Origin of the sequence: Mycobacterium sp. (assembly GCF_049683355.1) — a bacterium.
GTDB lineage: Bacteria > Actinomycetota > Actinomycetes > Mycobacteriales > Mycobacteriaceae > Mycobacterium.
Genome location: NZ_JBAUJB010000092.1, coordinates 1 through 16,426 on the forward strand (window position 1 = coordinate 1; position 16,426 = coordinate 16,426).

Below are 16,426 nucleotides of genomic sequence, written 5' to 3' on the forward strand. Positions count from 1 at the left end.
TGCCGCGGATGTGGTCGCGTTCCGGGTCCACCGGCCGGAGCAGCTTGAGCCCGACAGGTTCGGGCGGACTCAGCCAGTCGGTGACCCGGAAGATCGTCCACCCCAGCCCGAACGCGATCAACGACGCCGCCAGCACACCGATGCGTGCCTGATCCTGGCGGGCGGGTTCCGGGATCGCGATGTCGACGATGAACAGCGAGATCGTGAAGCCGATGCCGGACAGCGCTGCACGCCCGCGATGCGGCGCAGCGTGAGCCCGGGGGCGAGCTCGCCCAACCGGGTGCGTCGCATGAACCAGGTGGCTCCGGTGATGCCGACGAACTTCCCGATCACCAGACCGGCGACGATCCCCCACGTCAACGGAGACCGAAGCGCCGTCGACAGGCTCTGTTCATCCAGCCGCACGCCGGCGTTGACCAACGCGAACAGCGGCAGAACCACAAAGGCGACCGCCGGCCCGACGCTCGTCTGCAGCCTCTCGTTGATCGAGATCGACTCCCGCAGAGAGCGGCTGGCCGCGCGGGCATATTGGGAGTTCGGAGACTGACGGAACGCCCGGATCTGGTGGACGGCCCGCTCGACCGGACCTCGTTCGGGCGTGAACACCGGGATCAGCAGCGCCACCGCAACTCCGGCCAGCGTCGGGTGGATGCTGCCAGATACAGGGCGATCCACAGCGCGACACCCGAGACCGCGTATGCGGGCCCGCGCACCCCCGGCGGCAGAAAGCGCACCAAGGCCAGTGCGACGAGCAGCGTCACCGAAACGATCAGCGGACCGACCTGGATGCTGTCGGAGTAGAACAGCGCGATCGCGCCCAGCGCTCCGACGTCATCCACCACGGCGAGGGTGAACAAGAAGATCCGCCCCCGGGCAGGGAACTTCGGTTTGACGATGGCCAGTGCGCCGACCAGGAACGCGGTATCGGTGGAGATCACCACGCCCCATGCGTGCGCGTCCTCACCGGACGGGTTGAACAGCAGGAACACCGCCGCCGGGATCACCAGGCCCGCCGCCGCGGCGACCACCGGCACCGCGGCCCGGGACCGGTCGGTCAGCTCACCGATGGTGAACTCGCGGGTCACCTCCAGGCCGACGATGAAGAAGAAGAAGAAGAAGAAGGTCATCAGCCCGTCGTTGACGAGGTGTTTGACCGTCATCTCGAAATGGTGGGCACCGACCGCGAGACCCAGGGGGTGTCGAGAAAATCTGAATAGCTCTGCGCCCAACGTGAATTGGCCCACAGGATGGCCAAGACGGTGAACGCGAGCAACAGCGCCGCGGCGGTGTTGTCCGTCGTCTTGGTGGCCTTGCTGCCGCGGTTGAGCCGTGCAGGAAGCAGCGGGAACCCCCGCTGGGCCGGCAGTTCACTCACCGACGGCGATCTCCGGGTCGGCCTCCTGCGCATCGAGTCCGTGGGCGGCCTCCATCAGCATCCATCCCGAAAGCTGCACGGAAAGATCGCGCTCCGGGATCGCCGACGAGTTGATGGCGCCATCAACATTTTGCGCGAACTCGGCGTCCTTGGTGCCGGCCGTCGGCATCTCGGCGGCGCGATCCCAGAACGCACCGAACAACGGGAGCCCCTCGACCGTCTGGCGATTGTCCCACGCCGCCCGGGCCGACGTGAGAACCACTGAACGCGCTGCCTGACAGGCTTTCTCGTCCCCGTCCGTGCGACGGGGCAGCGTGGTCGCCACCAGCGCCAGATAGCGTGCCAGGATCCCGTTGAACAGCCCGCCGTCGCCTCCGCCGCCGGCCTTGATCACCCCTTCGGGGGCCATGTGCTCGGCGACCGCCGCGACCAGCCGGTGCACCCGTTCGGCGTGGCGGGTGTCCTCGGTGCGCGCGGCGAGTTCGGTTTCCAGCCCGAGCACCACACCCTGGCAGTACGTGTACTGCGCACGCACCAGCGAGCCGGACTTGATGCCGTCGAACACCAGATGAGTCTCCGGGTCGATCAGCGTCTCGTCGATCCAATCGGCCATCTGCTGCGCGCGCCGCAACCGGCCCTCGTAGCGGGCCAGAAAGATTCCGGCAGGCCCGTTGGCTGGGGCGTTGAAGAACTGGTCCTGCTTGCGCCAGGGAATCCCGCCGCCGTCCTCGGGCACCCAGGCGCCGAGGAACTGGTCGGCGAGCTTCTCGAGGGCCTTGGGCCGACCCGCTCCGGTCAGGCGACCCGCCCGCTCGAGTGCGAGCGCCAGCCAGGCCATGTCGTCGTAGTAGTTGTTGACCCAGGAGCCGAGGTTGCGCAGCCGTTGGCCGCGGGTCTGCCGGGTGATCGACTTCAAGCGCTCGGGGTCGGGGTCGCGCACCTGGGCGTCGACGAGGTTGTCCAGTAGGTGGGCCTGCCACCAGTAGTGCCAGGTGCCGAACCGCCGGTGCTGACCGGTGGCCGGCCAGGCGACGACGCCGAGTTGTGTGCCCGGCAGGCCCCACAGCTTCTTGAGGTGCCGCTTCGCGATCGCCGCTTCCGCACTGGCGGCGCGGTTGGCCCACAGCTGATCCATGGGGTTGATCCTGCCTCAACTACCGGCAAATGGGTATGAGACAGTTTTGTCTCAAACGAGCTATAGTTGTTGCATGTCATCGACGCGTGAGGAGTTGCTGCGCGCTGCGGCGGACTTCCTCGGTCGTCGCCCGAACGCAACGCAAGACGAAATCGCCACCGCCGTCGGCGTGAGCCGGGCGACCCTGCACCGGCACTTCGCCGGTAAGGCCGCCTTGATGGAGGCGCTCGAAGAGCTTGCCATCGCCGAGATGCGCGACGTGCTGAGCACTGCCCGCCTGCACGACGGTCCGGCCCCCGAGGCGCTGCGCCGACTCGTCTCGGCGTGCCGGTCGGTGTCGCCGTACCTGGCCCTTTTGTACAGCCAGAGCCAGGAACTCGACCTGGACCACACCCTGGACGTCTGGCAGGAGATCGACACCGAGATCACGTCGTTGTTCGAGCGCGGACAGCGCGACGGAGACTTCCGCCCCGACCTGACCGCGGCGTGGCTCACCGAGGCGTTCTACAGCCTGGTGGAGGGCACCGCCTGGGCGGTGCGCGCGGGACGCGTCGCCGGCCGTGACTTCGACCGACTCATCACCGACCTACTACTGCACGGAGTACAGGCCTCATGAACCGCCGCTGGTTCGCTCTCGGCATCCTCACCATGGCGGTGCTGCTCATAGGCGTCGACGGAACGGTTCTCGCGTTGGCGACGCCGTTCATCAGCGCCGACCTCGGCGCCACCGGCACCCAGACTTTGTGGATCGGGGACCTCTACTCGTTCGTGCTGGCCGCGTTGCTGATCACCATGGGCAGCCTCGGGGACCGCATCGGACACAAAAAGCTGTTGCTCTGGGGCGCAACAGCATTCGCGATCGTCTCGGTGGCCACGGCGTACGCGTCGACCCCGGAGATGCTGATCCTGATGCGGGCGCTGCTGGGCATGGCGGGCGCCACCCTGGCACCCGCCACCCTCGCATTGATCCGCGGGCTCTTCCCCGACCAGCGGGAGCGCAGCATTGCCGTCGGCGTGTGGGCATCGGCCTTTTCCGCAGGCGCTGCGTTGGGCCCGGTGGTCGGCGGCGTGCTGCTCGAGCACTTCTGGTGGGGATCGGTGTTCCTGATCAACATCCCGGTGATGCTGGTGCTCGTCGTCGGCGGCGTCGTGCTGCTGCCCGAACACCGCTACCCCGAACCCGGACCGTGGGACGTCCCCAGCGTGGTGCTGTCCATGGTCGGCATGCTCGGTGTGGTCTACGGCATCAAGGAGGGCTTCGCCGCCATCTCGCACGGCGTGCGCATCGACGCCGTCCTCGCGGCCGTTGTCGGCGCCACAGCGCTGACGCTGTTCGTCCGGCGCCAGTTGCGTCTGCCGGTGCCGCTGATCGATGTCCGGCTGTTCCGCAACCCGGTGTTCTCCGGGGTGGTGTCCGCCAACCTGCTCTCGGTGCTCGGCCTTTCCGGGCTGGTGTTCTTCCTGTCGCAGTATTTCCAGCTGGTGCAGGGGTACGGGCCGCTGAAGGCCGGCCTGGCGGAACTGCCCGCCGCGGTGACCGCGACCGTGTTCGGCGTGCTCGCCGGGGTGGCCGTGCGGTACGTGTCGCACCGCCTGGTACTGACCACGGGGCTGGCGCTCGTCGGTGTGGCGATGGCCGCGCTGATGGCGTCGCTGAAGCTGTTCACACCGGTCACGCCGTACCTGCCGCTCGGCATCGCGCTGTTCGTCGTCGGCGTCGGGCTCGGTCTGGCCTTCACCGTCGCCAGCGACGTCATCCTGGCCAGCGTGCCCAGGGAACGGGCCGGCTCGGCGGCGGCGGTCTCCGAGACCGCCTACGAACTCGGCATGGCACTGGGCATCGCGACGCTGGGGTCCATCGTCACCGCCGTCTACCGCACCGTCGTGATCGCGCCGAGCGTCCCGGCCGACGTCGCCACCGCCGCCCGGGATTCACTGCCCGGCGCCCTGCGCGCGGCCGACGGGTTGCCGGCCGATCAGGCGACGGGTCTGCTCACGGCCGCCAAGACCGCGTTCACCGACGGCCTGGCCATCGCCTCCGGTGTCGGCGCGGCGCTGCTGCTCACCGCCGCGGTCGCAGTCTGGCTGCTGCTGCGGCCACGCGACGGCTCACCAGGCCCGGTCGAGGTCCGCGTGCTCGCGGATCCAGGCGTGCATGGTGATCCCCGCGGCGACGGCGGCGTTGATGCTGCGCGTGGAACCGAACTGGGCGATCGAAACCACTGCACCGGCGCCGGCCTTGGCATCGGCGGTGATGCCCGGACCCTCCTGCCCGAAGATCAGCAGGCAATCCCGCGGCAGGGTGACATCCTCGAGGCGTGAGGCCCCGGGGATGTTGTCGACCGCCACCACGGTCAGCCCGGCCTGCGAGGCGAATTCCAGCAGCTCGGCGGTCGTGTCGTGGTGACGCAACCGCTGATAGCGGTCGGTGACCATGGCCCCTCGCCGGTTCCAGCGACGCCGGCCGACGATGTGCACGGTGTCGACGGCGAAGGCGTTCGCGGTGCGCACGACCGCACCGATGTTGGCGTCGTTGCCGAAGTTCTCGATGGCCACGTGCAGCGGATGCCGCCGCTCGTCGATGTCGGCGATGATGGCTTCCCGAGTCCAGTAGCGGTAGGGGTCGACCACATTGCGGGTGTCCCCGGCCCGCAACAACTCCGGGTCGTACCTGACGTCCTCGGGAAACGGTCCCTGCCACGGCCCCACCCCGCGGCCCTCCCCCCACTCGGTGGGGCCGGCCGGATCGGCAGTGTCGTCAGTACTGTCGGGGTCGTCAGTCATCCTTCGGCTCGACCGTCCACAGCGCCGCATGGGTGCCGGTCAGCGACACCGTCGGGTAGAGCAGCGCCTCGTTGATCTCGCCCTGGGTGCACAGCGAGGCGCGGATCTGCACCGCCTCCCGCGACGCCTCGGGCAGCACGAGCACCGAGGAGCCGTACACGCTGCACGCATGACTCAGCCCCCTCCCCGGAAGCGTCGGGGCGGCCAACACCATCATCGGTCCGCCGCGCTCCGCCGAATCGTCACGGTAACGTGCTGCCAGGCCGTTGATCTCGAGTCCCAGCAGCATGTAACCGTTGCCGGTGAACGCAGTCGGATCGCCGAGGGCCGACGGGTCGAGTTTCGCTCCGTCCGCACGGAACGCATCCAAGCTGGTCGTCCGGACGGTCAGCCCCGTGTCGTTCACGTTGGTGGGCATCACCCCGACGGGGAACGCCGCGGGATAGGACGCCGTGGTGCCGGCGATGCGGTCGCGCGGTGAGTAGACGTACACCCCGCGCACCTGGGACTGGTCCCGCAACGGACCCATGCACACGGTGCCGGTCAGCCGGTCCGGCGTGGGCGCCGACAACGGTTGGATGTCAAGGCTTGTCACGTCCTCGCAGCCGCCGATGCCGGGGGCCTCCATCGGGTGCGCCAGTGCTCCGTAGAGTCCGAACCTGATGTCCTGCGGATCGGCATGCTGGCCGTTCTCCTGCGACGGCGACGCGTCCACGTCGACCAGCACGTAGTCGGCGTCGAACCTCAGGTTGGCCACCGACATGTTCCAGCCGAGGATCGCCAGTGATTCACCCATCGAAGCCGTTGCGGCGGAGTACACGTCGGTTCGGTCGGCTGATGCCGAGCAGGACGTGGCGGCGAGAACGATCGCCACCAGGATCGCGATTACCCGCACGTGGTCTCAGGTTCGGTCACGGCCCTTGCCCACCACTTTGGTCAAGGCGCGCACCACGTTTCGGGGGATCATCCGGCCGCCGGTGGTCAGCGCCTTGTATTGCAGGCCGGGAATGATCACGATCTTGCCCTTGGCCAGGTCGGCCATCGTCTCCCGGACCACGTCGTCGACCTCGAGCCACAGGAACGACGGGGTGCCAGCCATGTCGATGTCGGCACGCGCATGGAACTCGGTGTGGACGAACCCCGGGCACAGTGCGTGCACCCCCACCCCGGTTCCGGTAAGCCCGTTGGCCAGCCCCTCGGAGAACGAGACGACCCAAGCCTTGGATGCCGAGTAGGTGGAGCCGCGCCCGGGCAGCAGCCCGGCCACGCTGGCCACGTTGAGCACGGTGCCCTCGCCTGCGGCCAGCATCGACGGTAACGCGGCGTGGGTGAGTTGCATGACCGCGGTGACGTTGACGTCGAGCTGACGCTGCAGCATCTCGAGATCGGCGGACCAGAACTCGCCGGCCGTGCCGAACCCTGCGTTGTTCACCAGGACGCGGACCCCGGCGCGCAGCCGCTCGGCGACCCGCTCCCGGTCGGCGGCGACTGACAGGTCGGCGGCAAGCACCTCCACCTGCGCGCCCGCCTCGTCATGCAGTTCCGCGGCGAGACGGTCGAGCCGGGCGACGTCACGGGCCACCAGCACCAGATCGTAGCCGTCGACTGCGTAGCGGCGGGCGAACCCTTCACCCAGACCGGACGTCGGCCCGGTGATCAGAGCGACGTGGCGAGGCATCCCCAGAGGATACTTACCGCTGATAGTTCGGCGACTGCCGACCATTGCGGGCCGGCGGCGGGGTGCGACGAACCGGCTCGGGCCGGCCCGCACCGGCCTCGAACCTGCCGGGTTCGGGCCGGGTGGCGTAACGACCGACGTCGGCCCGCCCGGGTGGCTGGTCTTTCATACCGGGCGCCAACTCGGACCGTCCCGCAGGCGAGGGCGTGAGCGGGCGGCTCGGTGATCCACTGCGGCGGGCGACCGGCTGGCCCGCGGACGCCGAAGGAAGCGGCGGCAGCACCCGCAGCAGGTCGTTGAACTGGCGCACCGTGCGCAGCCCCTCGTCCCATTGGGCACGGGTGCTGGTGATCGGCATGCTGACCAGCGTCCAGTTCTGTTCGTTCCACATGATCTCGGCGCAATCGGGCGCGGTGTGGGCGAACGTGACCATCCTGCGGTCGCAGGCACGGCGGGCGGCGTCGAGGTTGGTGGAGTACACCATCCGCGGGCCGATGGCGCCGAGCAGCCAGATGTCGCTCTCGCGCGGTTCCTTGATGCCCTTGAGACGCATGTCGACGACGACGTTGGTGCCGACCTTGCGGTGCAGCGCGATGACCGTGGCGACGTCTTCGAGATCGAAGATGAAGACCGCCTCGCCGCGGATCTGGCCGAGAACCACATTGCGGGCGCTGACGTCGCCGACCGTGGACATCACCCCACGCTTCCAGCGCTTGAGGATGTCGGTGGACTCGTGCTCGTAGTCGAAGCCGTGCGACTTGGCCCACGACTTGCGGCGTCGGCCGAGACCTCGACGTCGGTCGAGGTCGACATACAACAGCACGGCCGCACCCACGAAGCAGAGTGCAGACAGCGTGAACCAGAGCGGAACCATTGGCTCAAGAGTATCCGCTCTGGGCGACGAATCCCGAACTCGAACGGATCACAATCGCAATCTCAGCCGTCACACCCCCGCGGAACGGTATTCCCGCAGGTCAAATCCGGGTGGACGCCTGCTGGAATACCGTTCCGGCGGGGATTGGGACTCAGCCCAAGACCAGCGAATCGCCATCCGCGCTGACGTTGACCGGCACCACGTCACCGTCGTGCACCTCGCCGGCCAGCAACAACTTGGCCAGCTGGTCGCCGATCGCCTGTTGCAGCAACCGCCGCAGTGGCCGCGCACCGTAGAGCGGGTCGAAACCGCGCTCGGCCAGCCACTTCTTCGCCGGCAGCGACACCTCCAGGGTGAGGCGGCGCTGAGCGAGCCGCTTGGCCAGCTGCGCGAGCTGGATGTCGACGATGGACACCAGTTCCTCGGGGTTGAGCCCGTCGAAGATGATCACGTCATCGAGTCGGTTGATGAACTCCGGCTTGAACGCCGAGCGCACCGCGGCCATCACCTGCTCCTCGGAGCCGCCGGCTCCGAGGTTGGAGGTCAGGATCAGGATGGTGTTGCGGAAGTCCACCGTGCGGCCCTGGCCGTCAGTGAGCCGGCCCTCGTCGAGGACCTGCAGCAGCACGTCGAACACGTCCGGGTGCGCCTTCTCGATCTCGTCGAACAGGATCACCGTGTACGGACGCCGCCGCACCGCCTCGGTCAGCTGGCCGCCCTGGTCGTAGCCCACGTAGCCGGGAGGGGCACCGACCAGGCGAGCCACGGAGTGCTTCTCGCCGTACTCGCTCATGTCGATGCGCACCATCGCGCGCTCGTCGTCGAACAGGAACTCGGCCAAAGCCTTGGCCAGCTCGGTCTTACCGACACCGGTGGGTCCGAGGAACATGAACGATCCCGTCGGACGGTTCGGATCGGCCACACCGGCACGGCTCCGGCGAACCGCATCGGAGACAGCCTGCACGGCCTTGTTCTGGCCGACGACGCGCTTTCCCAGCTCGTCCTCCATCCGCAGCAGCTTCGCGGTCTCACCTTCGAGCATCCGACCTGCGGGGATACCGGTCCACGCCGACACCACATCGGCGATGTCGTCGGGTCCGACCTCTTCCTTGAGCATCACGTTCTCGCGCGCTTCGGCGACGGGCGACGCCGCGTCGAGCTTTTTCTCGACCTCGGGGATGCGCCCGTAGCGCAGCTCGGCGGCCTTGGCCAGGTCGCCGTCGCGCTCGGCCCGGTCGGCCTCACCGCGCAGGGTGTCCAGCTGCTCCTTGAGATCGCGGACGATGTCGATGGCGCCCTTCTCGTTCTGCCACCTGGTGGTCAGCTCGGCCAGCTTCTCTTTGTGATCGGCAAGCTCGGCGCGCAGCTTCTCCAACCGGTCGACAGACGCTGCGTCTGTCTCCTTGGCCAGCGCCATCTCCTCGATCTCCAGGCGCCGGACCAGGCGTTCGACCTCGTCGATCTCCACCGGGCGGGAGTCGATCTCCATCCGCAGCCGCGAGGCGGCCTCGTCGACCAGGTCGATGGCCTTGTCCGGGAGGAAACGCGCGGTGATGTAGCGGTCGGAGAGGGTGGCCGCGGCCACCAGCGCCGAGTCGGTGATCCGGACGCCGTGGTGCACCTCGTAGCGGTCCTTGAGGCCGCGCAGGATGCCGACGGTGTCGTCGACCGACGGCTCCCCGACCAGCACCTGCTGGAAGCGACGTTCCAGCGCGGCGTCCTTCTCGATGTACTTGCGGTACTCGTCGAGCGTGGTGGCGCCGACCAACCGCAGCTCCCCGCGGGCCAGCATGGGCTTGATCATGTTGCCCGCGTCCATGGCTCCCTCGCCGGTGGCGCCGGCGCCGACGATGGTGTGCAGCTCGTCGATGAACGTGATGATCTGGCCCGCGGAGTTCTTGATGTCGTCGAGGACGGCCTTGAGCCGTTCCTCGAACTCGCCGCGGTACTTGGCGCCGGCCACCATCGAACCCATGTCGAGCGAGACGACGGTCTTGTCCCGCAGGCTCTCGGGCACGTCGCCGGCGATGATGCGCTGCGCCAGTCCCTCGACGATCGCGGTCTTGCCCACACCGGGTTCACCGATGAGCACCGGGTTGTTCTTGGTGCGGCGGCTCAGCACCTGCACGACGCGACGGATCTCGTTGTCGCGCCCGATGACCGGGTCCAGCTTGCCTTCCTTGGCGCGTGCGGTCAGGTCGGTGGAGTACTTCTCCAGCGCCTGATAGGTGCCCTCCGGATCCGGGCTGGTGACGCGGGCGCTGCCGCGCACCTTGGTGAACGCCTCGCGCAACGCCTGCGGCGACGCGCCGTGGCCGGTCAGGAGCTTGGCGGTGTCACTGTCACCGGTGGCCAGGCCGACCAGCAGATGCTCGGTGGAGACGTACTCGTCGTCCATCTCCGTGGCGAGGTGCTGTGCGGCGGTGATCGCCGCGAGCGACTGTGGCGCGAGCTGCGGCTGCGACGCCGAGCCGGTCGCACTGGGCAACCGGTCGAGCAGCCGCTGAGTCTCGGAACGAACGGTCGCGGGTTCCACGCCGACGGCCTCGAGCAGCGGCGCGGCGATACCGTCGTTCTGCGTCAGCAAAGCCATCAGCAGATGCGCGGGGGCGATCTGCGGGTTCCCCGCCGCTGTGGCAGCCTGCAGTGCCGAGGTCAGCGCCGCTTGGGTCTTGGTCGTCGGATTGAACGAATCCACGACACCTCCCCTTCCATGTGCAGTGGGCCGCAGAACGGCCCTTCGAATGCTTGTCCCCTTGACCAACGTCGTCATGGTTGAGTCTGTTCCGCTCAACTTTAACTTTTTTGGGTCGCAGGAACTAGGGCCTTATGACCCCCGGCCCGGCACTGAACACGGAATCAGTCCACGTAGTCCCAGAAGTGCAGCTCGTGCACGGTCGCAAAGACCATGAGGGTCACCGCGTACAACACGATGATCGCCGCCGCCCCCACAAAACCGATACGGAAGCCCTTCCCCTCCAGCGGGTCCAGCCAGCGCCGGAACGGCCGCGACGCCGCCGGCATCAGCCACCACTGCATCGCCACCACACTGATGATCTGACTGATCCACAGCCCCAGCCACGGTGCTGCACCCGCATCGGCGATCACCGGTCCGAGGAACCGTGACAGCAGCATCACCGTCGGGTAGAGCACGAGCAACACCAGCATCGCCGACTTCCAGTTCGGCGTCATGAGAGTGCGGCCGCCCTCGATCCGCACCGTGGTGGCGAACGGAGTCGTGCTGGACGCCGTGGTGAACTCCCGGCGCAACGTCGAGCGCAATCCCGACAACGCCTCGGCCCGGACGACCGAGTGCATCCACTCCGACAGCTGAGCGCTGGTTCGGAACCGCGCCATCGAGATCCATTCGCCGCGCCGGTCCGGCGCCAACAGCACCGTGCCCTCGTACCCGGGGAAGTCGGCAGCAGCGACCGCCAGGCGCACCTCCATCGCCTCGAAATCGGCCTCCATGCCCGCCGCGACGGCATGACGGAACAGCCCCACGCCCGCCGACAGCGGGCCGTCCTCGGTGAGGATCATGTCGGCCGAACACGTCGAGTAACCCCGGGTCCGGCCGTCGCCGAGCACGTCGCCCCGCTCCGCACTGTCGAGCCAGCGGTGCAGCTGGAGCTCATCGGAAAAGGTCACCGCCACAGCACAATCCAACGCTGCATCGGGGTGCACCGAGAGACGGCCGGCCACATGGCCCGCCGCTGCCTGCGCGGACGCCAACAGATCCTGCGACCATCGACCGAAGCCCGCCGGGTCGTCGACCGGATGGAAGACGGTGACCGCGGTCGCCTCACCCATCGACGCGACGACCCTGGACGTAGACCTGGACGATCGAGGACTCCCGGATCCCCATCAACAACGCAAAAAGTGTCTGATCACGTGCCATGTCGACGTCGGAGGAGCGGACGCCGCGCACGATCGAGTTGGCCAGTGCGGGGGTGCGCGACGGGTCCACCACCACGAAGTCCGCCTCTTTACCGACGTCGAAGTTGCCGAATCGATCTTCCATGTCGAGAGCACGCGCTCCAGCGAGGGTGCCGACGAAGAGCATCTCGGCCGGGTGCATCGAGACTCCCGCCTCGTCGGCCTCGCTGATGTGGACCTTGAACGCATCACCGAGGACCCGCGGGATCAGCCATTCGTCACCGCCGCCGAAATCCGTTCCGGCTGAGATGTTCACACCGGAAGCGACGGTGCGGCGCCACGGCATCGTCCCGGAGCCGAGAAACAGTTGCGAGACCGGGCAATGTGAGATCGAGGTTCCCGTCTCGGTCATCCGCTGAAGTTCGACGTCCTGGCAGTGCACACAATGCGCCAGGATGGTGCGTCGACCCAGCAGGCTCTTGCCGCCGACCTCTGAGCCCGGCAGAAACTTCCCGTCGTAGGTGTCCAGGTAGCTGTCGACCTGGTAGGTCTGCAGCACCGAGTCCACCTCGCCGGTTCCGGGCCGGTTGTTCTCGTTGAGATGCGAGTGTACGTAGACACCACGATCACGTACCGAATCGTAGAGTTCCCCAAGATTTTTCAGAGTCTCGGCGGTGACCGACAGCGAGAACCTCGGGACGATGGCCACGTGCAGCAGCGCAGTCGCCACGTCGCCGGTGTCAGCGGCGTGCCACTTGTCGATCTCCTCCCGAGTCAGCCGCAGCGCGTCCTCTTCCGAGGTGATCAGCGCCGCGGCGCTATCCGGCCCGACGGTCTGGATGCCGCGGCCGCTGACGATGCGCAGTCCCCGCCGCCGGGTCTCGGTGAACAGTGCGTCCTGGGCGTGGGGGAACGCCGACCCGAACACCATCGCCGCGGTCGTGCCTGCGGCGATGCGACGCTCGCAGAACTCCGCCGCCGCCTGTAGCGCGAACTCCGGATCGGCGAGCCGGGATTCGGCTGGGAAGATGCACTGGTCGAGCCACTCCAGTAACTGGCCGCCCCCGTAGGAATCGCCGGCGTAGGTCTGGGGGAAATGGATGTGGGTGTCGACGAAGCCCGGCAGCAGAAATCCGGGCCGGTGGTCGACGGTCTCGGCGGAGCCGAACCGGGCAGGCAGCCGGCCGCGCTCCCCGCAGAAGACGACCCGGCCGTCGTCGTCGATGACCAACGCGCCATCAGGCAGGGACACCAGCGCGCCGGCCGAGTCGGCGACCCCGGGCCGCCCTGCCAGATGGAAGACGTGCCCGAGATGCACCTGGGTCATCGAGTGAGAGTACCGGCCCCGAGCCGTTGCCGAGGTTCAAGCGCCACAGAGGGCCACTTCTTGTTAGGTTCTCCGGGTGTCGGGTGACTGGGGATCGATTCTCACCGAGCTCATTCCGCTCGCCCTGGTGGTGGCGCTGTCCCCGCTGTCGATCATCCCGGCGGTGCTGGCGCTGCACACGGCGCGGCCCAAGCCCACGGGGTTGGCGTTCGCGGCGGGCTGGATCCTCAGCCTTGCCGTCTTGACGGCGGTGTTCCTGTCGGTGTCCAACCTGATCGGCGGGATCGGGGAGAAACCGCCGGGGTGGGCGTCGTTGCTTCGGATCGTCGTCGGTGTCGCGCTGATCATCTTCGGCGGCTACCGGTGGGCGAATCGGAAGAAATCCGAGCACATGCCGGGGTGGATGACCCGGATGAGCTCCCTGACTCCGGCCAAGGCGGCGGCGACCGCCGCGGTCCTGACGGTAGCCAATGTGAAGGTGTTGTTCATCTGCGCGGCAGCCGGTTTGGCGATCGGGTCGGCGGGCCTGCCGTCACCGAGCGTGTGGATCGCGGTCGTTTGGTTCGTGGCGGTGGCGGGCTCGTCGGTGGCACTGCCCATCCTCGGATACGCGGTGTCGGGCCAACGTCTGGATCCCGCCTTGACCCGACTCAAGGACTGGATGGAGAAGCAGCACGCCGTCCTGGTCGCCGCGATCCTGGTGGTGATCGGCCTTTTGGTGCTGTACAAGGGGATTCACGGCCTATAGCGGCAGTCCCAGTTCGGCGGCGTCTGCGGTCAGGTATCGCGTCACGGTCGGCGCCACCAGGCGCACCACGTCCTCGGTCGGCAGGTCCGACAGTGGCGGCACGCAGATCAGGTAACGCAGCATCGCCGTGCCCACCAGGCTGCTCGCCGCCAACATCGCCCGCAGTCTGGCCTGCTCGTCGCCGCCGAGCACACCGGAGACAGCTGTCAGCACATAGTTCTGCATGAAGCCGCGGAACGCGGTGTGCGCGTCGGGGTTGGAGGTGGCCGACGCCAGCATCGTGCGCATGCTCGCCGAACTCTCCGGCGCCTCCCACACGCCGAGGTAGGTCCGCACCATCCGGGTTCCGATGTCGGGCTCGTCGTCGTCGCCGGTGCCCGTGAGAGCTGCCACGAGCACCTCGGGGTCGATGATCAACCGAAGGGACTCGCGGAACAGTTCCTCTTTCGAACCGAAGAGGTAGAGCACCATCGAGGGATCGACGCGCGCCGCCTCGGCGATGGCCCGCAGCGTCGTCTTCTCGTATCCGTCCCGGGCGAACCGGGTCTTCGCCGCGGACAGAACCGCCTCCCGGGATACCGGCCCGCCCTGTCGTCGACCCCGGCGCCTGTCCGTCTGCGCTGGTGGTGGCATGAACCGACGCTACCATTTCAATGGCTGTTGAAATCTTGACGGCAACGGCTTACGCTCCCCTCAGCAGATTAATTCAACAGCTAGTGAAAAGGGGACGGTCATGGTCACCACCAGCCCGGAGCACACCCACCACCACGCGGAGCCGCGGCACGAAACGCCGCCTGCGGCGCGCGCCGCAGGCGTCATCGTCGCGCTCACCACCGTCCTGGTGATCCTGGCGCTGGCGTTCACACTGCCCGCCGTGCACTCCGGGCCCCACGGCGTGCCCATCGGGGCGGCGGGCCCGCAGGCCGCCGGCGGGCAGCTCGCCACGATGCTCGAGCAGAACGCCCCCGGCGCCTTCGACGTCACCTACTACCCCGGTGGGGCGGCGCTGACAGAAGCCATCCGGCAGCGCGATGAGTACGGCGGCATCGTGCTGCCGTCCGAGCCGGGCGGACAGGCCCGACTGCTGATCGCCTCGGCCGGCAGCCCGGCGATCGCCCAACTGCTGACCCAACTCGGAAGCCAGGTCAGCCAACGGACCGGGATCCCGATGGACACCGAAGACCTCGCTCCGCCCACGTCGGCCGACCCCCGCGGAGCGGGCATCGCGGCGTCGGCACTACCCATCACCCTGGCCGGCCTGCTGCCGGCGATCGCCCTGCTGCTGGTGTTGCAACGTGAGGCCTGGACCCGGTTCGGTGCGGCGGTGGTCTTCGCCGGCGCGGCCGGTGTCACGATCGCGGTCCTGTTGCGCTACGTGTTCGGCTCGATCGATCAGAACTTCTGGGGCGTCGCGGCGGCGCTCAGCCTCGGGGTGGCGGCGGCCTCGTTGACCGTGCTGGGGCTGGGCGCGCTGTTCGGCAGGGTGGGCCTGGCAGTCGGCGCACTGCTGGCGGTACTGGTGGGCAACCCACTGTCGGGGCTGACAAGTGCCCCGGAGATGCTGCCCGCACCGTGGGGCGAACTCGGCCAGCTGCTGCCCCAGGGCGCCACCGCCACGCTGTTGCGGTCGACGGCCGCGTTCGACGGCGCCGGCGCGACCAGCGCGGTCGTGGTGCTGGCCTGCTGGATCCTGGCCGGGACTGTGCTCATCGTCACCGCCGCACTGCGTCGGCCGAGATCCACAGCGCAGTGACTTAGTATCGTGCGGCGTGGGACTCGAAGACCGGGAATCGATGCGCATCCTCCGTGATGCCGTCGACCCGGATCTCGGGTCGGAGCCGCTGATCCGCGAGATCCACACCAGGTGGTTCGGCGCCGACCTCGCCGCCCGGGACCTGTTCCCGCCGGACATGGAGATGCAGCGCAAGGTATTCGCCCAGGCCCTGTGCTGGCTGTGTGACCAGCTCATCGCCCAGCGGGCCGAGGAGCCGGTGGCCTTTCTCGCCCAGCTCGGTCGCGACCACCGCAAGTACGGTGTCACCCCAGCGCATTACGCGTCACTGCAGCAGGCGCTGCTCACAGTCCTGCGCTCACAGCTGGCCGACCGGTGGGACCGCCGACTCAACGAGGCCGTCAACGACGTCGTGGAGCTGGTCATCGGCGTGATGAGCGGCGCGGCGGACGCCGAGACCAGCCCGCCGTTCAGTGACGGCACGGTGCTCGAACATCTGCGGCCCACCCGCGACGTCTCGATCGTCCGGCTGAAGATGGACCACGCGCTGAACTACCTGCCCGGCCAGTACGTCCCGGTCCAGGTCCCGCAGTGGCCGCGGCGGTGGCGCTACCTGAGTCCGTCGATCCCGGCCGACCCGGCCGGTTACGTCGAATTCCACATCCGCTCGGTCCCCGGCGGGATGGTGAGCCCGACGATCGTCGGCGAGGCCCGCCCCGGCGACCGGTGGCGGCTGTCCAACCCGCACGGCGCGATGCACGTCGACCGTGACGCCGGCGACGTCCTGATCGTCGCGGGTTCGACCGGCCTGGCGCCGCTGCGCGCCCTGATCATGGATCTGACCCTGTTCGGGGAGCACCCGCGCGTCCACCTGTTGTTCGGGGCGCGGTACCCGTG

General features: G+C 68.3%; 13 protein-coding genes and 2 pseudogenes. 5 read left to right on the plus strand and 10 right to left on the minus strand.

The window, feature by feature from the left end:
* Positions 1-1,408: pseudogene (gene nhaA / locus WA944_RS05685) on the minus strand (Na+/H+ antiporter NhaA); the annotation flags it as partial.
* Positions 1,368-2,510, minus strand: a complete 1,143-nt coding sequence (locus WA944_RS05690; RefSeq protein WP_526373499.1) for a glycoside hydrolase family 76 protein — start codon at positions 2,508-2,510, stop codon at positions 1,368-1,370. The gene WA944_RS05690 and the pseudogene nhaA, both read right to left, overlap by 41 nt.
* A 73-nt stretch (positions 2,511-2,583) precedes the next feature.
* Between WA944_RS05690 and WA944_RS05695 the strand changes: the two genes are divergently transcribed.
* Together WA944_RS05695 and WA944_RS05700 are read left to right on the plus strand one after the other, a co-directional pair.
* Positions 2,584-3,126 carry a TetR/AcrR family transcriptional regulator gene (locus WA944_RS05695; protein ID WP_526373501.1) on the plus strand — a complete coding sequence of 181 codons (543 nt, stop codon included), beginning with the start codon at positions 2,584-2,586 and terminating at the stop codon, positions 3,124-3,126.
* Positions 3,123-4,727 (plus strand): annotated as a pseudogene (locus WA944_RS05700) (MFS transporter); the annotation flags it as partial. The gene WA944_RS05695 and the pseudogene WA944_RS05700, both read left to right, overlap by 4 nt.
* On the opposite strand, the gene WA944_RS05705 reads toward WA944_RS05700, so the two are convergent.
* The 7 genes from WA944_RS05705 to WA944_RS05735 form a co-directional block, all read right to left on the minus strand.
* Positions 4,620-5,294, minus strand: a complete 675-nt coding sequence (locus tag WA944_RS05705; protein WP_526610703.1) for a TrmH family RNA methyltransferase — start codon at positions 5,292-5,294, stop codon at positions 4,620-4,622. The pseudogene WA944_RS05700 and the gene WA944_RS05705 sit on opposite strands and share 108 nt — an antisense overlap.
* Positions 5,287-6,189, minus strand: coding sequence for a hypothetical protein (locus tag WA944_RS05710; protein WP_526373504.1), 903 nt, complete (start codon positions 6,187-6,189; stop codon positions 5,287-5,289). Before WA944_RS05710 ends, WA944_RS05705 begins: the two co-directional genes overlap by 8 nt.
* 6 nt (positions 6,190-6,195) lie before the next feature.
* Positions 6,196-6,972: an SDR family NAD(P)-dependent oxidoreductase gene (locus WA944_RS05715; RefSeq protein ID WP_526373506.1), complete on the minus strand. Its 777-nt coding sequence runs from the start codon at positions 6,970-6,972 to the stop codon at positions 6,196-6,198.
* A 13-nt stretch (positions 6,973-6,985) separates the two neighbouring features.
* Entirely contained in the window at positions 6,986-7,846 is an 861-nt protein-coding gene (gene ttfA, locus WA944_RS05720) for a trehalose monomycolate transport factor TtfA (RefSeq protein WP_526373507.1), read from the minus strand.
* Between the two features lie 151 nt (positions 7,847-7,997).
* Positions 7,998-10,544, minus strand: a complete 2,547-nt coding sequence (clpB, locus tag WA944_RS05725) for an ATP-dependent chaperone ClpB (protein WP_526373509.1) — start codon at positions 10,542-10,544, stop codon at positions 7,998-8,000.
* A gap of 161 nt (positions 10,545-10,705) precedes the next feature.
* Complete coding sequence (locus WA944_RS05730) at positions 10,706-11,656, minus strand: antibiotic biosynthesis monooxygenase (protein WP_526373511.1); 951 nt, start codon at positions 11,654-11,656, stop codon at positions 10,706-10,708.
* On the minus strand, positions 11,649-13,049 hold the full coding sequence (locus WA944_RS05735; RefSeq protein WP_526373513.1) for an amidohydrolase family protein: 1,401 nt from the start codon (positions 13,047-13,049) through the stop codon (positions 11,649-11,651). The genes WA944_RS05730 and WA944_RS05735 overlap by 8 nt, the downstream gene beginning before the upstream one ends.
* Positions 13,050-13,125: 76 nt before the next feature.
* On the opposite strand from WA944_RS05735, the gene WA944_RS05740 reads away from it, so the two are divergent.
* On the plus strand, positions 13,126-13,797 hold the full coding sequence (locus WA944_RS05740; RefSeq protein WP_526373514.1) for a GAP family protein: 672 nt from the start codon (positions 13,126-13,128) through the stop codon (positions 13,795-13,797).
* On the opposite strand, the gene WA944_RS05745 is transcribed toward WA944_RS05740, so the two are convergent.
* A complete protein-coding gene (locus WA944_RS05745; protein ID WP_526373516.1) occupies positions 13,792-14,430 on the minus strand; it encodes a TetR/AcrR family transcriptional regulator in 639 nt (212 codons plus the stop codon). The genes WA944_RS05740 and WA944_RS05745 overlap by 6 nt on opposite strands.
* A gap of 100 nt (positions 14,431-14,530) precedes the next feature.
* Between WA944_RS05745 and WA944_RS05750 the strand changes: the two genes are divergently transcribed.
* Both WA944_RS05750 and WA944_RS05755 read left to right on the plus strand, forming a co-directional pair.
* The gene (locus WA944_RS05750) at positions 14,531-15,550 is read left to right on the plus strand and encodes an ABC transporter permease (RefSeq protein WP_526646529.1); all 1,020 of its coding nucleotides are present in this window, start codon (positions 14,531-14,533) and stop codon (positions 15,548-15,550) included.
* Between the two features lie 16 nt (positions 15,551-15,566).
* On the plus strand, positions 15,567-16,426 hold an 860-nt coding region (locus tag WA944_RS05755; protein ID WP_526646531.1), incomplete at its 3' end, for an FAD-binding oxidoreductase.